Below are 16,098 nucleotides of genomic sequence, written 5' to 3'. Positions count from 1 at the left end.
GTTGCTTTACGAGTTTTTGCGCACCATCTTAATCATGAGAAGACCGATGCCTGTCCACACCAGTTCGCGGATGCGCACGATGAGCGCCACGAAAATGCCGGCGCTTGCACTGATGCCCAGGCCGGCCGTGGACATGAGGAAGCCGCCCTCGCGACCGCCCAGCTGAAGCGGGATGAAGAACAGCAGGTTGGCAAAAAGTGAGGTGAAAGCCAGGATGAGGATGCAGTTTACATAATTCACGTCGGGCATGAGCACCAGCAAAATGAAGAAAATCTCAAGGGCAGAACAGATACGGCATGAGAACTCCAGCAGTACGGCGCCTATAAAGTTATAGGGATTCTGGCTGTGGAGGGCGGCAATCTGGCGGTCGATGGTGTCGAGCTGGCTACGATGTTTGTCCACGAAAGGACGCGCCCATTTCTTGATAAGGGGGAGGTGCCGCAGCAGACTCATCACGCGGTTGGCCAGTCCCTTGCGGTAGCCCACGGTGAAAAACCAGATGCCCAACAGGCAGAACGCAAGGATGGCACCCATGAGCGAGCCCATCCATAGGCCGGCATGCTGGGTGAAAAGAAAGAGCAAGACGGAGAAAAGCCAGAACCAGAAGTGGCTGAAGATGTGGGTCATGGCATAGAGAATCACCGACGAAGAGGCTCGCTCGGTGCCTATCTTGGGGGCCAGTTCCATGATGCGGTAGGGCTCGCCGCCCATCAGTCCGCCCGGGGTGGCATAGTTGAGGGCAAAACCCGATACGCTTACCTTGTAAAGCCAGGCAAAGGGAATGCGCTTCGGGGCGGGTGCGTCGGCCGATGGCTGGCTGCATACGCCCTTGATGATGAGGTACCAGGCGGCGGTGTTGAACAAGTAGAGAAAGGCCCATAAGGCGACAACGGCGAAAAACCAATAGCCTGCATGCCGCAGCCCCTGCCACACTTGGGTGAAGTCGAGCTGGGTAATCATGATGACGAGCACCAGCAGCCCGAAGACAAAGAACCCGTTCTGATATTTCTTGTTCATGGTGATGGTCGGAGGATGGTTCGTGGCCGGAACCTACTTCTGACGCTCCTTGATGGCATTTTCGTGCTTCTTGGGGATGGAGAAGCGCACTTTCTCGCTCTCGTCGCGGCGTTCATGGTAGAGCTTGGGCAGCGGATTGGCCAGGGGTGCGTCATAGTAGGCGCGGTTGCGGAAACCGTCGATGGCTTGATAGATAGCGCGGCGGAGTGCCGTGGGGTCGGCCGTGCCCTGCCCGGCAATGTCGTAGCATGGTCCCATGTCGGGGGCGGTACTCACAAGCGGCAACCCACCCAAGTAATGGATGTTGCCCTCGGGAGCCATGGCTTTGAACGGCGCGATACCTTGGTCGTGGTACATGGCCAGAATGCCGTCAAAGGCCGTGAACTCGCCGTTGCCGAAGAAACTTGCGGCCTGGTAGGGGCCAAAGGCATTGACTCCGGCATCGGATAGCTTCTGCACGGCGGGGATAATGGCCTCGCTCTCTTCCTTGCCGGGACGATCGTCGCAGTCGTTGGGGTTGAGGGCTAGGATGGCAATGCGCGGACTGGAGATGCGCATGTCGTGGCGAAGCGTGGTAAAAAATATGGCCACTTTCTCGATGACGCGCTCCAAGGTGATGGCTGCGGGCACATTTTTCAGGGCAATGTTGTCGGTGACCAGGGCCACGCGCAGGTTCTCATTAGTCAGTATGTCGAGGCCTTTTTTGCCCTCGCCAATGCTCGTCTCGATGTATTTGTCACTGTTGGGCAGTGTGTAGCCCTCAAGGCTGAGGTGAGACTGGTCGACGGGACAGGTGACAAGCACGTCGAAGAGTCCGTCCTTGTAGTCGGTGATGGCCTTGTCGAGTGCCTTGACGGCGGCGTGTCCCGACTCATCCGTAGGCGTGCCCAAATCCACTTTGATGTCTTCGTCGAACACGGTCAGCAGGTTCACGCGGTCTTCCTGCGCCTCGCGGGCATCGGCAATGATGCTGAAGTTCCCCTCAATGTTGAGTGCCTTGCGGTGATAGGCGGCTATCTTGGGCGAGCCGTAGACGATGGGAGTACAGAGCTCCAGCATTTCGGGCTCGGCAAAAGTCTTGAAAATCAACTCATAGCCTATGCCATTTGTGTCTCCGTGGGTGATGGCCACGCGTATCTTGCGGTTGTTGTCCATTGCTTAATATTTTAAAGTATATAGTGCGGCTTCAAGTTGCCGCAGTTTGTTTCGCTTCTTGGTGCCCGGGGCATAGACGAATGCTTCGACCGTGATGTCGTCTACGGTGTGACTCACGAAAGGGCCGCCCATGTCGTCGCCCGCCATCTCCCATAGGCCGCGGTGTACCACAACTGGCCGCCCCTTGTAGGTTGCCGTGTACCGGCGGACACTTCCCGGCATGGTCTGCATGGCCATGCGGTCTGTCTCGCCCTTGATGTTGGCGCCCATAATACTGTCCCGTTGGGCCGTGTAGGCTTGTATGGTGCGGCAGCGACGGGTCCGGTAGACCACGATGTTCAGCAGTTCGGAGGCAGTGTTGTTGCTCATCCAGAGGAAGCTGCGCCCCCTCTTGCTGGCGGTCATGTCGGCTGGTATCCACATGGTTGCGCCGAATTGCCGTTGCAGCTGCTTCTCCATCTGTACGTTGCGATGGTGTTGCAGTCGGGCGATAGCCGCTTGAAGCTCGGTGCGATTCAGCAGTCGGCGCAAGGCCGTTCCTTGGCTTTGCATGCCGGTCTGGAGGGCAGCGGCCGAGGGAGCACCGACATGCACTACAAGCTGCGGGGTGGCATGTACATTCCGTTCGTAGCGGATGCGGGTCACGGTATAGAGCTGCGGGTCAATGTGCACCATCACGATGTTGCGCGCCAAAGCCAAGGCGGCTGTGAAATGGGCACTGTCCACGTTGGATATATCGAACTCGGGCTCGCTCTGTGGCAGACAGTCCACATCGGTACTCAGGGCGCGTGCCACGGCCTTCTGGCGGTCGCCCACCACCAACACCTCGTAGGCCCGTCCGCCCGATTTGGGCAGAAGTCCGTCGTGCCCAGTGCAAGCCATCATCATAAGGAGGGTGACGACACATAGCAGAGTGCGGGCCGGGTGGGGAAAGAAGCGTTGGCGAGCCATAGGCGACGGTGTCAGGCTTGCTCCTTGCGGTCTTTGTCCATCTGTGCCGAGGTGCTCAGCAGACCGCAGGCGGCATAGATGTCCTGGCCTCGGCTGGCCCGGATGGTGGTAAAAATGCCGTGGGCCGTGAGATAATCACGCATGACTTCCATCTGCTTTTCACTGGCCCCGTGCAGGTCTACATGGGGAATTGGATGAAAGCGGATGAGGTTGACACGACAGTGCAGCCCCTTGAGCAGTTGTACGATTTGGCGGGCGTGGGTCATGGAATCGTTCACTCCGCCGAAGACAATGTACTCGAACGAGAGCCGTCGCTGGTGTGCAAAGTCGTAGTTGCGCAGCAGTTCCACGAGCTGCTCCACGGGCATACTCCTCTCTGCGGGCATCAGTTCGGCCCGTTGCTCGGGGATGGGGGAGTGCAGACTGACGGCCACATGGCACTCGCTCTCCTCAAGAAATCGTTTGAGCTTGTCTTTGAGGCCCACACTGCTCACCGTGATGCGCCTAGGACTCCAGGCGTATGCGTATTCGGCCGTGAGTATCTCAGTGGAGCGCAACACGTTGTCCAGGTTGTCCATGGGCTCTCCTTGTCCCATGAAGACAATGTTGGTGAGCTTGTCGCGCTCGGGCAGACTGTACACCTGGTTGAGAATGTCGGCGGTCGAGAGGTAGCCCTCAAAGCCCTGTTTACCCGTCTGACAGAAGAGGCAGTTCATCTTGCAGCCCACCTCGCACGACACGCAGAGCGTGGCGCGATCGTCTTCAGGGATGTAGACTGTCTCAACAAACTTGGTGGAAAGCGCGCCGGAGTCGGCCGATGTTGTGTGCACGGGGAAGAGGTATTTGATGGTGCCGTCCTTGGAATACTGGGCATCGATGGGGTTGGCACAGCCTATTTCGTACTGCTCGGACAGCCGCTCGCGGTTGGCTTTGGAGATGTTGGTCATCTCGTCAATGGAACGCACGTGCCGCGTGTAAATCCATTGGGCCAGCTGTCCGCCCGTAAAAGCGGGCATGCCGAGCTCCTTGGCTACGCCTTTGAGCTCGGCCAGCGTCATGCCGAGAAGTGTTTTCTTGTTCATAATGCAAAGATACAAACTTTTTAAGTAAAGTCTGTGTTTTGTGCCTTAAAATCGTTATCTTTCCTCTATAAAACCGAAAATAAAAGCCCTTCCAGGTAACTCAAACACCCGGAGTTCGCCACCTCGTTCCATATTGGTTGCGTACAGGCCCGTCTCCAGGCCTGCATAAACGATAATGATACTTTCCTCTTCGAGCTCCGGGCTCACACTGGGTTCCATCGCCGGCCATGTCGTGGGTTAATTTGCAAAGCGAGGTCGCGTGCCATCACAAAGATAATAGCCTTTCCATGACCGGTATATCGTGTCATCCGTTTTCGTCGGAAGTCCCGATTCTGTTGTCGAAGTCCTTGTATTGGACGTTCCGGCTGAGTATGTGCCATGCGCAGACAAGCATCTTGCGCGCAATGGCGACCTGTACTTTCATCCTGTTCTTTCTGCGGACTTGTGTCTGATGATAGGAGAAGCGGTTGAAGAAACAGCCTTGGGTGCGGCTCGCGCCCCAGGCGCATTGGATGAGGGTGCGGCGCAGGTAGCGGTTGCCATGGGTGATGCAGCGTGACTTTATGGTCTTGTTCGACTGGTCGTTGCGTGGTCTCAGGCCACTCCATGAAGTAAGATGGTTTGCCGTCTGGAAATGGCCCATGTCCGTTCCGATTTCTGCAATCAGTGAGGTGGCGGCCCTCATCTTTATTCCCGGTATGGTCTGTAGGTTCTGCAATGCGGCGGAGTATTCCCTTTCACAGACGGCCTGCATCTTGTCCATGCATTCCTGCTTATGTTGCCCGGCCATGTCTATCTCGGCCTTGAGCTGGCGCAGGATGTCCATGTCGCATTCCGTGACGCATCCCGTGAGCGAGGAGATGATGGTGTCCTTCCCGTGGCGATTGATGATACGGCCGTGAATCTCCTCCACAAGCACCTTGGGGTCGGTCACGCCCTCGCAGATCCTGTCTATGACGGACTTGTAGCTCTTGCTGTCCGTGTTGGACACGTAGTTGCCCAGCCGGATGTTGCACCGCTGGACGACGGCGTCGAGCTTGGCGAGCTTTCGGACAATCTCATCGTCAAGGTCGTAGATGCGCCTGTCATACTGGCGCAGCTGCTGGATGCGCTCGGGCGGGACGAAGCTGCCACGGACAAGTTCCTTCATCATGCACTCCGCTATCCACCGGGCATCCTTGACATCGCTCTTGTGGCCGGGAAGCTGCCTGATGAAGTAGGGGTTGATGAGCTTCAGCTTGAAGTGCGGCTCAAGCACACGCCATACAGGAATCCAATAGACACTCGTGCTTTCCATGCCGGCCTCCTCTACGTGATGTGTGAGCATCAGATCACGCATTTCCTGTAACTGGCAGGTCAGAACACCGAAAACTTTCTCAATAATTTCGCCTGTGCTGCTCAAAATACAAAGATAAATGCTATCTTTGTGCACGTCAAGGCCGCATACGATTCTCATAAGCCTACATTTTGAGGATTATTAATACCTCTCAAAGATAATACAAATTGTGCCACGAGCATGTGTTTAGGACAAGGAAATCTATGCTGGCCTTGACACTTCTACCGGTACAAGGGAAGCCGTCAGGGAATTTATTTTTGGTTTTTTATTACCACTGGCTTATAAATCACGATTTTTATGTAAATTTGCAAAAGATGATAAAGGTGGCGTGCCCACGGCACGCCCATTGCGAACGGAACATGACAGAAAAGAAAAACAGAACGAAGCAGCAGCCGGCAGGAAAGCCCGCTCTGCCCCGTTTTTTTCATGGGCGTGAGCTCCAGGTGGCCGTGGGCATCGTCAGTGGTGAGAAGATTTGTTTTGCCCTGAATGCCCCTTACGAGGCCAAGGGCGACACTGTAACGGGCGAGCAGGAGGTGGAGTTTGCCGAGGGCGGAATCCGCTGGCATGGCAGCCTCTACCGCGAGCTGGCTTTTCGGCCCGGAGGAAGCGGCGCATCGTTCTCGCTTCGCAATGTCACCATTGGCATCGATTTTCATTGGGAGCGCAAGGAGACCCAGACGTTTCTGGGGGCCTTGCGCTTTGTCGTGGATGAGGGCAAGGTATGTGCCATTAACGAGTTGCCCGTGGAGCATTATCTGGAGAGCGTCATCTCAAGTGAGATGAGCGGCACGTCGAGCTTGGAGTTGCTCAAGGCCCACGCTGTGATTTCGAGATCGTGGCTACTGGCCCAGATGGAGAAACGCCGGCAGGAACAGGAGGGCGACAGCCGCCCTTTTTCTTTTGTAAAAACGGAGGATGCCTTCATCAGATGGTACGATCGTGAAGACCATGCCATCTTCGACGTCTGTGCAGACGACCATTGCCAGCGATACCAGGGCATCACGCGGAGGACCAGTCCGCACGTGACCGAGGCCGTCCGACAGACACGTGGCCGCATCCTCACGTCGGAGGGCGGGATATGCGACGCACGGTTTTCCAAATGCTGCGGCGGTGCCACGGAGGAGTTTCAGTATTGCTGGGAAGACGTGCCCAAGTCTTATCTACAGGCTGTGGCCGACACTGACAGTCCCGACCGGCTGCCCGACCTCACCGTTGAAGCCAATGCCGATCGCTGGATACGGTCTGCTCCCCGCAGCTTCTGCAACACATCCGACCACCATGTGCTCTCACAGGTGCTCAACGACTACGACCAAGAGACCACCGATTTCTACCGTTGGCACGTCGGCTACACACAAAAAGAACTTTCCCGGCTACTTTGTAGCCGCCTCAATATGGACTTTGGCGCCATTCTCGACCTCGTTCCCGTGGAGCGTGGCCGCAGTGGCCGCATCTCCCAACTCAGGATAATGGGTACCGACCGCACTTTCACCATAGGCAAGGAACTGGAGATTCGGCGTGCGTTAAGCGACACCCACCTCTACAGTTCGGCCTTTGTCGTAGACAAGCTGGAGGTAGATGCCGCCACCGGAGTGCCCGCCCGCTTCGAGCTTACAGGGGCAGGGTGGGGTCATGGCGTGGGACTTTGCCAGATTGGCGCGGCCATGATGGGAGAGAAAGGCTATGGCTACGACCAGATTCTAACCCACTATTATCCTGGTGCCAACATCACCAGAATATACAATTAGACAGTATAACCCTTTTATGAAACCAACACCTCAACCACCTCGCCACACTCCGGGCAGCCCCAGCCGCTCGCCGTGGCTGTGGGTTCCCTCGCTCACCTTTAGCGACAGTCTGCCCTCTGTGGCCGTGATGACCATCTCCGTCATTCTCTACAAGCAGCTCGGACTGAGCAATGCGGCCATTACTTTCTATACCTCCTGGCTCTACTTGCCGTGGGTGTTGAAGCCCGTGTGGAGTCCGTTTATCGATCTTGTCAAGACCAAGCGCACGTGGATTCTGGCCATGGAGGTGCTTATCGGAGCAGCCTTTGGCGGCATTGCCTTTACCATTCCCACCTCGTTGTGGCTGCAAGGGTCGCTCTTCTTCTTCTGGCTCATGGCCTTTGCCGGCGCCTCTCACTGCGTGGCGGCCGACGGTTTCTACATGCTCGGTCTCAATGGCCACCAGCAAGCAGGATTCATGGGCATCCGCACGCTTTTCGACCGCTTGGCCACCATCTTCGGACAAGGCATTCTCGTGATGATTGCCGGCAACCTGCAGGTCATCTTTCGCAACAGCATCTCCTATTCATGGAGCCTGATGTTCTATGGCGTCACCGGCTTGTTTCTGGCCCTATGGCTGTGGCACAGCCATGCCCTGCCTTATGCACGCGAGGACGTGCGCCGTAGTTACATCAACGCCCGTACCATTTGGAGTGGGTTTCTGGACACTTTCCGTTCGTTCTTTACCAAGCCGCAGGTGGTGTATGCCGTGCTTTTCATCCTCTTTTTCCGCATGCCCGAGGGGTTGCTTTCCAAGGTGTCCGAGCTGTTTCTGATAGATGCCGGGCACAACGGCGGGCTGGGACTTTCGCCCCAGGAGTACGGACTTGTGCAGGGAACAGTGGGTATCATTGGTATTGCCTTGGGTGGCATCCTGGGCGGAGTGGTGGCCAGCCGTGACGGTTTGCGCCGTTGGCTGTGGCCCATGGTCTTCGCTTTCATGCTGCCCGAAGTGGTCTATGTATTCCTCAGCTACACACTGCCTTCCAGCCTGCTCGTGGTCAACGCCTGTGTTTTTGTCGAACAGTTTGGCTATGGCTTCGGCCTCACGGCCTATATGCTATACCTTATTTATTATAGTCGCGGTGAGTTCAAGACCAGTCATTACGCATTGGCATCGGCCATGATGTTCCTCTCGATGATGCTGCCGGGCGTTCTGGCCGGCACGTTGCAGGAGCAGATGGGCTATCGCCACTTCTTCATCTTCACACTCGTAAGCTGCATTGTGATGGTGCTCGTAACGGCTTTTCTCAAGATAGACCCGGCTTTCGGCAAGAGCAAGGAGGAGAATTGAGCTGCCACTGCCTTTTCATCTTTCAACGAAAAACACCATTTTGAGCATGCTCTTTTGGTGTTTTTCCGTTTTTTCTCTTGCCGATATGGAAACAAAGGGCTATATTTGCACCATGTAAAAGGAGTGGAATATATGATTAGTTTCAAGGAAAAGACAAGAGAAGAGCTTATAGCGGGATTCAAGCGGGCGATTGATCGCAAAAGGAAATTTGAAGAACAGGCCCAAAAAGAGTTTGCAGACATGCGTAGACGAGGAGCGGAACTGAAAGAGGCCCTATGAACGCACTCGACATTTCTGCTATCAATCTCAATGCGCCATATTCTGTTTGGAGTGTGGCAAGCTATTATTATTTCCGTACAAAACATGGAGCCATCTATAAGATTGGCTTCATGGATGATGATACCATTTGGGAAAGGGGAGCTTATCAGTTCGTCATCGTCAATGAAAACAATACTCCCTCTCCTAATGACACGCAACTGCGCGAGACCATTTTCTGCATTATAGAAGACTTTTTCAAGGCTAATCCAGAAATACTACTCTACCTCTGCGAAACGGGAGATGGTAAGCAAGCATCGCGTAATAGGCTTTTTATCAGATGGTTCAGGGAGTATGCCAAGCACCATCTTTACTATTTTGACACGGTGGAAATGGAAGCGGACGGAATAGAAAATTTTGCTGCCATTATTGTACAGAGAAAAAATCCCAGACTAAATGATATTGTAAAAGCGTTCAACCATGTGGTGGACACTCTTAAAAGAAAGCCAGAATAGAGCACAAGAAAGTTCTTTTTATTCCGTGTAACAACTGGCATCTATCCAAAACAGGCAGGGACGTATTCGCCTCAAACCGTTTGGTTTCCATCGGCGCATCCCCTGCCTTTCTCTTTTCTCCTGCCACAACTACAGCCTCAACCGTGCCTTGCAGCATATCTGCAAATGTCGCCGCTTACTGTTTGTTTACTACAATCTCATCGGTGAAGAGCCATCCGCCGTCCCTGTCGGTCCTGGCCTCGTAGCGTATGTAGCGTCCCTTGGCATGTCCCCGCCACTGATAAGTGCGAATGCTGAGCTTATCCTCGTCTTTGATAGACGGGCGATGATCGATGGGCGTATAGTTCTTGCCGTCGGAAGACACGGAGATCGTAAGCTCGCAAGGCTGGAATATCCAAAGTTCAGCGAACTGCATAAAATCGGCGGATATGTCGATCAGCTCCGTTTCCTGCCCCATGTCGACGACCACATCCATCTTTTTGTCGGCAATGAAGCCTTGCCACTGGCCGTCTTTATGGCTCCAGTCGCCCTGCTTCCCGTTGGTGAGGGTGGCATCGCCGGCCGCAGCGTATTTCTCCGAGTAGGGCGAGAGATAGGTTACTTTCTTGCCTATGGCGGCATGAGACACGCTGGTAAGGCTCTCCTTGCGCGGCCCACTCTCGTGGTGCAAGTCGAAAGGATGATAACCGGCCGTGCGCATTTGGTCGGCCAGGGCCTGTGCCCGCTCTCTGAAGGCGGCATAGTCTTTCGCTCCGCCGTTCCATCCTATCTCGGCAATGGCCATCAGCCGGGGGTATGCCATGTATTCCACACGGTCGGCATGCTCTATATATTCTGTCCACAGATTGCCCTGAACGCCGTCGATCAGGCTGATTTCAGCACTGTCGGCCAATGCTTCAGGCACGGGCTCTAAGGCATAGGTGACTTTCAAGGGGGTATATCCGCCCATGGCTTCCGGTTGGGTAAAGGGGTTGTCTTGATAGAAATTGAGGTAACACCAGTCTGCCGGACTCATAATAACATGGTGCCCGGCCTTGATGGCCTCTACACCCTTGTCGATACTACGCCATGCCATGACGGTGGAACCCTGCGGAAGCCCGCCGTCTATCATTTCATCCCATCCGATGAGACTGCGCCCGTGCGCCTGAAGAAAGGCATTGATGCGCTTCATCATATAGGCTTGCAGCTGCGACACGTCGTTCAGATGATGGTCTTGCATGCGCTGCAGGCAACGCTTGCACGTCTTCCAATGCTCTGTTGCCGCCTCGTCTCCGCCGATATGAATATATTTGGAAGGGAATATGTCCATCACTTCGCGGAGCACGTTCTCTGCAAACCGAAACGTTTCTTCGGTGCCGATGCACAGATCGGAGTACACTTTGCCGTCGCAGGACAGCTGGGGCAGGGCAAACGTCACTTCCTCGCTGTGGCCGGGCATGTCTATTTCGGGTATCACGGTGATGTGGTGCAGGGCCGCATAGCTTACGATCTCGCGCAGATCATCCTGCGTATAATAGCCGCCATACGCCCCGGCGGCGTCCGCCTCGCAGTAGCGCCGGTCGCCGCTGCTCCACCATTTGTCCCAATGGGAGTGGGTGCGGTAGGCTGTTTTCTGTGTGAGCTCGGGGTAATGCTTGAGCTCCATGCGCCATCCGGCGGCGTCGGTCAGGTGCAGATGGAGGCGGTTCAGCTTCAGGCGAGCCATCATTTCGATTTGCTTCTTGATGAAATCCACCGTCCAGAAATGGCGCGAACAGTCGAGCATAAAGCCTCTGTAAGCGAAACGAGGGGTGTCTTCAACATGCACGAACGGCACCTCGCCCCCCGTGAGCAGCCCCCGCAAGGTCTGGAGACCATAATAAAGGCCCGCCTCGGAACGCGACTTGATGGTGACGCCCTCTTTCGTCGCATCCAGCGTATAGCCTTGAAGCTGTTTGTCGAACGGCACTTGCTCCGGGTCGGCCGCCGGATTCGTGAGCAACAGGCGGAGCTGACCTTTCTTCTTCTTCCCCTCACTGCTTGTCAGATTCATGCCCAACAGCCCGCTTGCCGTTTTGGTCAGTCGGCGGTCTTGGGACGACTCCAGGTTGGTATAAACGCCTGTTTGCTCGTGAATACGGAATTTTCCCGAGTCGTAAACGAGCTGGTTGGGCAAGGGAAGCAGTTGCTGTGCCTTGGTTTCACTTGGCGTCAAGCCCAGACACACACAGCAGACAAGGCCGACAAGAAACGAACGGTTTTGTTTCATCATGATTTTTCTGAATGGATTGCCTGTGGAAACAAGTGTCTTTCCCATGTGTCGTAATCGACCGGCACATGCCTTTTCCACAGTTGTACGGTTGCAAAAATACGGATAAACCGAGACATGGGCAAATTTATACGCATGTTTTTCGAGCCGTGCCCAGCCTGTTCCGCAGCTCTCCGCCCCCTTTCGCGGCTCTCTCCGCAGGGCAGAGCGCCGGCAAAGACGGCAAAAAGATAAAAGGCTGACTTCACAGCCAGCCTAATACATACTATACAAAAACATTATGAATTTCTATTTTATAGCGAACAAGATGTAATTTATGGTATTGTGATATGTGCTTAGAATGGGTGCTTCTCAGCAGCCGGAGCAGTGGCAGGAGCGGCTCTTGCGTTGGCAATAGCGCTCGCACTGCATGCGAATGTCGTATCCGAGCAGGGCACCCAGCATGAAATCCTCTTCGGGCGAGAGCTCGCTGAGCGACTTGTTGACTACAAGCCGGATGGCATCCAGGCACTCCTGGCGGCCAAAGAAGAGGTTGATGGTGTCGGCCCCGGCGGGTTGGACGATGTAGCCAATGTTCTGATGCTCCAGCCGCTTGATGGCAAAATCGGCATAGCGACGGTTGAAAGTGTAGAGCACCATCTGGCGCACACCTTTCTGGTATTCGTAGATGTGGTTCATGAGAACCTTCATCTCTATGGGCACATCAGACATAAGGCTGTGTATTTGTCGGTCTAAATGCAAATAAGGGTAGGGGTGAGGAATAGGGGTGTTTCCTTGTTGTCGATACCTTGCGGTTTAGAATCCGAGTGCAGCCACCCAGGCATCTATGCGCCCGGCGGTCTTGTCGTCTTCGTTCACGTCGTCGAGGGCCAAGCCAACAAACTTGCCATCTACCACGGCGTCGGAGTCGTCGTAGGTGTAGCCGTCGGTCGACACGGCACCCACAACGGTTGCACCGGCAGCCTCGGCAGCGTCGCTGAGTTCTTTCATGCCGGCGCAGAACGTGTCGGAATAGGAGGCAGAGTCGCCGCATCCGAAGATGGCCACCTGCTTTCCGGCGAGGTTTGCACCTTTCACCACGTTCACACCGTCGTACCAGTCGTCCTGCAATTCGCCGGCACCCCAAGTGGAAGTGCCCAGCAGAATGTGGTCGGCGGCCTCCAGTTTGTCGGCGGTCAGGTCGGTTACATTGATGACTTCGGCACCCAGCTTGTCGCCCAGGGTCTGCGCGATGCTCTCGCAGGTGCCGGTTGTAGAGCCATATACTACAATCGTCTTACTCATTTCTGTTTGCTTTTTATTCGTCTTTTGATGTTTACGGTTGCAAAGATAAGCGGTTTTTCCATATCGTGCAATACCTAAAAATAAGGGTTTCGCCGAAATACCTACAAATGGTGACGGCCCGAGGGCTGCGGGGCCGTGGGGCCATGACGGGGAGTTGATGGTTCGGCGGCGGCGAAACGGCGTTGTGTTAGCGGTGAAATCGCGTGGCGATGACGGTGTAATCGCGCAGCGACGACGGCGTAATCGCACGGCGTTGGCGGTGGAATCGCGCAGCGTTTCTCCACGGACGGCGAGTGCAGGGCTGCATGGGGCGTGCGCCCCAAACGCAAATATGCAGACTCCCGGCGGGAATCTGCATATCCTATTCTGCGTTGGAAGCCGCTGTTGGCTTAGTCCAACAGGCCGCGGTTGCTCAGTGTAAGGTTGAGCAGGGTGTTGAACTTGCTGTACTGCTTGTCGTTGAGCACGTAGCCCATGTACTGCAGTTCGCGGGCTGCGGCGGCCTTGACCAGCTCCTTGCGCTGGGCGGCATCGGCCTGGGCGGCCTTGTCCATGTCGCGCACGAAGTTGTTGTGGACAATCTGTACGGCCTCCATCTGATAGTCGTCGAGCCCGAGGGTTGTGCCCAGAACACGGTAGTTCACCGTCATGTCATAGTTGGGAGCAGCCACGGCAACGGCCTGGGCTGCATTCACCGACTTGTTGGCGTCTTTCTCGTTATTGCCTGCAAAGGCCATGGTCATACTTAGCATAGCTACCATTGTCAATACAATCTTTTTCATCTTTTTACCTTTTGAGGGCCGGCCGCTCCGTCGTGCGGGGTGTGCCAGCCGTTAAACATGTTATCCTAACGAAATCCTCACGATTTCTTTTGCAAAGTTAATGCTTTTCGCGGCACGTTGCAAGCAATCTGATAGTCTGTGTACGGAAACAGCTGTAAATTTTGATATAGGTCAAACCGAGCCGTACAGCCGGCGTTTGGAGACGGCAGAGCAACAATTGTGGGGCGCTGGCCGCGATTGTGGGAAAAAAGCACTATCTTTGCATCACCGTCTCATGTAGGGCGCTATATAATAAGGTATATAACAATAGAAAAAGGAATATGGACAAGAAACCCAACAAGTACATCGACGCTTCTTACCAACTCTACGACGTAACCGACGGCGGGCGCACGCTCATCGAGGAAACCACGGCCGACCGCCCTTTCCGCTTCGTCAGCGGAATGGGCTTCCTGCTGGAGGCCTTCGAGGAGCAGGTGGTAGACCTGGCGGCCGGCGAGACGTTCGATTTCATCCTTGCGCCCGAGCAGGCCTACGGTCGGCACGAGGAGGAGCGCGTGCTTGAGCTCGACCGTGAAATCTTCTTTGTGGACGGCCATTTCGACGAGGAGCACATCTATCCCGACGCCATCGTGCCGCTGCAGAACGAGGCTGGCAACCGTTTCAACGGCAGGGTGGTGAAGCTCACGGCCGACAAGGTGACGATAGACCTGAACCATCCGCTGGCCGGCCGCCGTCTGAACTTCTGCGGCAAGATATTGGAGAGCCGTGAGGCCACCAATGAGGAGGTGGCCGCTTTCGTGAGCAGCAGCTCGGGCCACGGCGAGGGCTGCTGCTGCGGAGGCCATGGTGGCTGCGGTCACGACGGCGAGGGCTGCGGCCATCACGAGGGCGGCTGCGGCCATCATGACCATGAAGGCCATGGCGAGGGCCATCACTGCCGTCACCACGGCGAGGGGGAATGCTGCGGAAAGCACAGGCACGACGACTGACAAAGGGGCAAATCATGAGAAATACGTTTGGAAATGTGTTCACGCTGACCACCTTTGGCGAGAGCCATGGGGCGGCCGTGGGTGGCGTGGTCGACGGCATGCCGGCCGGCGTGGAGATAGATTTGGACTACATTCAGCACGAACTGGACAGGCGGCGGCCCGGCCAGAGCCGGGTGACCACCTCGCGCAACGAGCCCGACCGGGTGGAACTGCTCAGTGGTGTGTTCGAGGGGAGGTCCACCGGCGCTCCCATCGGCTTCGTGGTGCACAACCGTAATCAGCATTCCAAAGACTATGACAACATGCGCCAACTCTTCCGGCCCTCACATGCAGACTATACTTATTTCCAGAAGTATGGCCTGCGCGACCATCGCGGGGGTGGCCGCTCGTCGGCACGCATCACCATCAGCCGGTGTGTGGGCGGTGCGTTGGCGCGCCTGGCCCTGCGCCGTTTGGGCGTCACGGTGACGGCCTATACGGCCCAGGTGGGGCCCGTTGCGCTGGAGCGCGGCTACCGCCACTACGACCTGACACAGGCAGAAGGCAACATCGTGCGCTGTCCCGATGCGGAGAAAGCACGGCAGATGGAAGAGCTCATCCTCCGGGTGAAAGAGGCGGGCGACACCATTGGCGGCATCATTGGGTGCGTGATTCAGGGGTGCCCGGTGGGCTTGGGCGAGCCCGAATTTGGCAAGCTGCACGCCCAGCTGGGGGCGGCTATGCTGAGCATCAATGCCGTGAAGGGTTTTGAATACGGTGAGGGATTTGCCGGTGTGACGGCTCGTGGAAGCGAGCAGAACGATGTGTTCGAGAGCCGCGACGGGCACATCACCACTCGGACCAACCACAGTGGCGGCATCCAGGGCGGCATCAGCAACGGGCAGGACATTTATTTCCGTGTGGCTTTCAAGCCTGTGGCCACCATCCTGCAACCGCAGCACACGGTGGATTTGCAGGGCCGCCCCACGATGCTCGACGCGCGTGGCCGCCATGACCCCTGCGTGTTGCCGCGTGCCGTACCGGTGGTGGAGGCCATGGCGGCCATGGTCATTCTGGACCATTACCTGCTGAACAAGACTACACGAATGTGATATTTTTGGATGAGCCCAATAATTTAACGTATTTAAACACGGGTTTTCGGAATAATATCGTATATTTGCAATGTCACCGAAGAGGGATTTGCGAAAACCCTGAATCGGTTTAGTTAAGTCTAGTTTAGTTTTTGTGTTGGTTGGGGGCTGTCTCTGCACAGCTCCCACTTTTTGTATTTCCATGTCCCGTTGGCGGCTTGCGGAAAGGCCGGCAGTGCTTGCCGGGACTGCGAGCAGCCGGTTGTGGCGGACTGGAAACAGTTTGGGCCGGTCTGCCCAAACGGCAGACCGGCCCAAACGCAGCTGTGGTAC

At 55.8% G+C, this 16,098-nt stretch carries 14 protein-coding genes and 1 pseudogene; 6 read left to right on the top strand and 9 right to left on the bottom strand.

Translation table 11 applies throughout. The annotated features are described in order from the left end of the window. Positions 1–6 precede the first annotated feature (6 nt). The 5 genes from PREDE_RS04360 to PREDE_RS04340 form a co-directional block, all read right to left on the bottom strand. Entirely contained in the window at positions 7–1,017 is a 1,011-nt protein-coding gene (locus tag PREDE_RS04360; protein WP_005844500.1) for a lysylphosphatidylglycerol synthase transmembrane domain-containing protein, read from the bottom strand. Positions 1,018–1,050: 33 nt separating this feature from the next. After that, entirely contained in the window at positions 1,051–2,172 is a 1,122-nt protein-coding gene (locus PREDE_RS04355) for a 4-hydroxythreonine-4-phosphate dehydrogenase PdxA (RefSeq protein ID WP_005844498.1), read from the bottom strand. A gap of 3 nt (positions 2,173–2,175) precedes the next feature. Further along, a complete protein-coding gene (locus PREDE_RS04350; RefSeq protein WP_005844496.1) occupies positions 2,176–3,123 on the bottom strand; it encodes a DUF4837 family protein in 948 nt (315 codons plus the stop codon). 11 nt (positions 3,124–3,134) lie between these two features. Continuing rightward, a complete protein-coding gene (gene rlmN, locus PREDE_RS04345; RefSeq protein WP_044126778.1) occupies positions 3,135–4,205 on the bottom strand; it encodes a 23S rRNA (adenine(2503)-C(2))-methyltransferase RlmN in 1,071 nt (356 codons plus the stop codon). 304 nt (positions 4,206–4,509) lie between these two features. Beyond that, positions 4,510–5,661: an IS110 family RNA-guided transposase gene (locus PREDE_RS04340; RefSeq protein ID WP_005848072.1), complete on the bottom strand. Its 1,152-nt coding sequence runs from the start codon at positions 5,659–5,661 to the stop codon at positions 4,510–4,512. A 311-nt stretch (positions 5,662–5,972) separates the two neighbouring features. Between PREDE_RS04340 and PREDE_RS04335 the strand changes: the two are divergent. The 4 genes and pseudogenes from PREDE_RS04335 to PREDE_RS04320 form a co-directional block, all read left to right on the top strand. After that, a pseudogene (locus PREDE_RS04335) lies at positions 5,973–7,289 on the top strand (SpoIID/LytB domain-containing protein); the annotation flags it as partial. 16 nt (positions 7,290–7,305) lie between these two features. Next, positions 7,306–8,622: an MFS transporter gene (locus PREDE_RS04330; RefSeq protein WP_015298483.1), complete on the top strand. Its 1,317-nt coding sequence runs from the start codon at positions 7,306–7,308 to the stop codon at positions 8,620–8,622. 132 nt (positions 8,623–8,754) lie between these two features. After that, positions 8,755–8,901, top strand: coding sequence for a hypothetical protein (locus tag PREDE_RS04325; protein ID WP_005844489.1), 147 nt, complete (start codon positions 8,755–8,757; stop codon positions 8,899–8,901). Continuing rightward, positions 8,898–9,392, top strand: coding sequence for a DUF6169 family protein (locus PREDE_RS04320; RefSeq protein WP_005844487.1), 495 nt, complete (start codon positions 8,898–8,900; stop codon positions 9,390–9,392). Before PREDE_RS04325 ends, PREDE_RS04320 begins: the two co-directional genes overlap by 4 nt. 175 nt (positions 9,393–9,567) lie before the next feature. Here the strand turns inward: PREDE_RS04320 and PREDE_RS04315 are convergent, their stop codons facing one another. The 4 genes from PREDE_RS04315 to PREDE_RS04300 all read right to left on the bottom strand — a co-directional run bounded on the left by PREDE_RS04315 (position 9,568) and on the right by PREDE_RS04300 (position 13,706). After that, positions 9,568–11,643 (bottom strand): glycoside hydrolase family 20 protein, encoded by a 2,076-nt coding sequence (locus tag PREDE_RS04315; RefSeq protein WP_235777473.1) that lies wholly within the window; start codon positions 11,641–11,643, stop codon positions 9,568–9,570. A gap of 348 nt (positions 11,644–11,991) precedes the next feature. Continuing rightward, a complete protein-coding gene (locus tag PREDE_RS04310) occupies positions 11,992–12,351 on the bottom strand; it encodes a DUF2023 family protein (RefSeq protein WP_005844482.1) in 360 nt (119 codons plus the stop codon). A gap of 84 nt (positions 12,352–12,435) precedes the next feature. Next, the gene (gene fldA, locus PREDE_RS04305; protein ID WP_005844480.1) at positions 12,436–12,924 is read right to left on the bottom strand and encodes a flavodoxin FldA; all 489 of its coding nucleotides are present in this window, start codon (positions 12,922–12,924) and stop codon (positions 12,436–12,438) included. A 389-nt stretch (positions 12,925–13,313) separates the two neighbouring features. Next, positions 13,314–13,706 carry a hypothetical protein gene (locus tag PREDE_RS04300; RefSeq protein WP_005844478.1) on the bottom strand — a complete coding sequence of 131 codons (393 nt, stop codon included), beginning with the start codon at positions 13,704–13,706 and terminating at the stop codon, positions 13,314–13,316. A gap of 320 nt (positions 13,707–14,026) precedes the next feature. Here PREDE_RS04300 and PREDE_RS04295 point away from each other — a divergent pair, with 320 nt between their 5' ends. After that, positions 14,027–14,695, top strand: a complete 669-nt coding sequence (locus PREDE_RS04295) for an FKBP-type peptidyl-prolyl cis-trans isomerase (RefSeq protein ID WP_005844477.1) — start codon at positions 14,027–14,029, stop codon at positions 14,693–14,695. A 14-nt stretch (positions 14,696–14,709) separates the two neighbouring features. After that, the gene (gene aroC, locus PREDE_RS04290; protein WP_015298481.1) at positions 14,710–15,786 is read left to right on the top strand and encodes a chorismate synthase; all 1,077 of its coding nucleotides are present in this window, start codon (positions 14,710–14,712) and stop codon (positions 15,784–15,786) included. Positions 15,787–16,098: the final 312 nt, after the last annotated feature.

Source organism: Prevotella dentalis DSM 3688, from assembly GCF_000242335.1.
In the GTDB taxonomy this organism is placed as follows: Bacteria; Bacteroidota; Bacteroidia; order Bacteroidales; family Bacteroidaceae; genus Prevotella; species Prevotella seregens.
The sequence above is the reverse complement of the archived record's forward strand: the minus strand, read 5'-3'. Positions and strand labels throughout refer to the sequence as shown.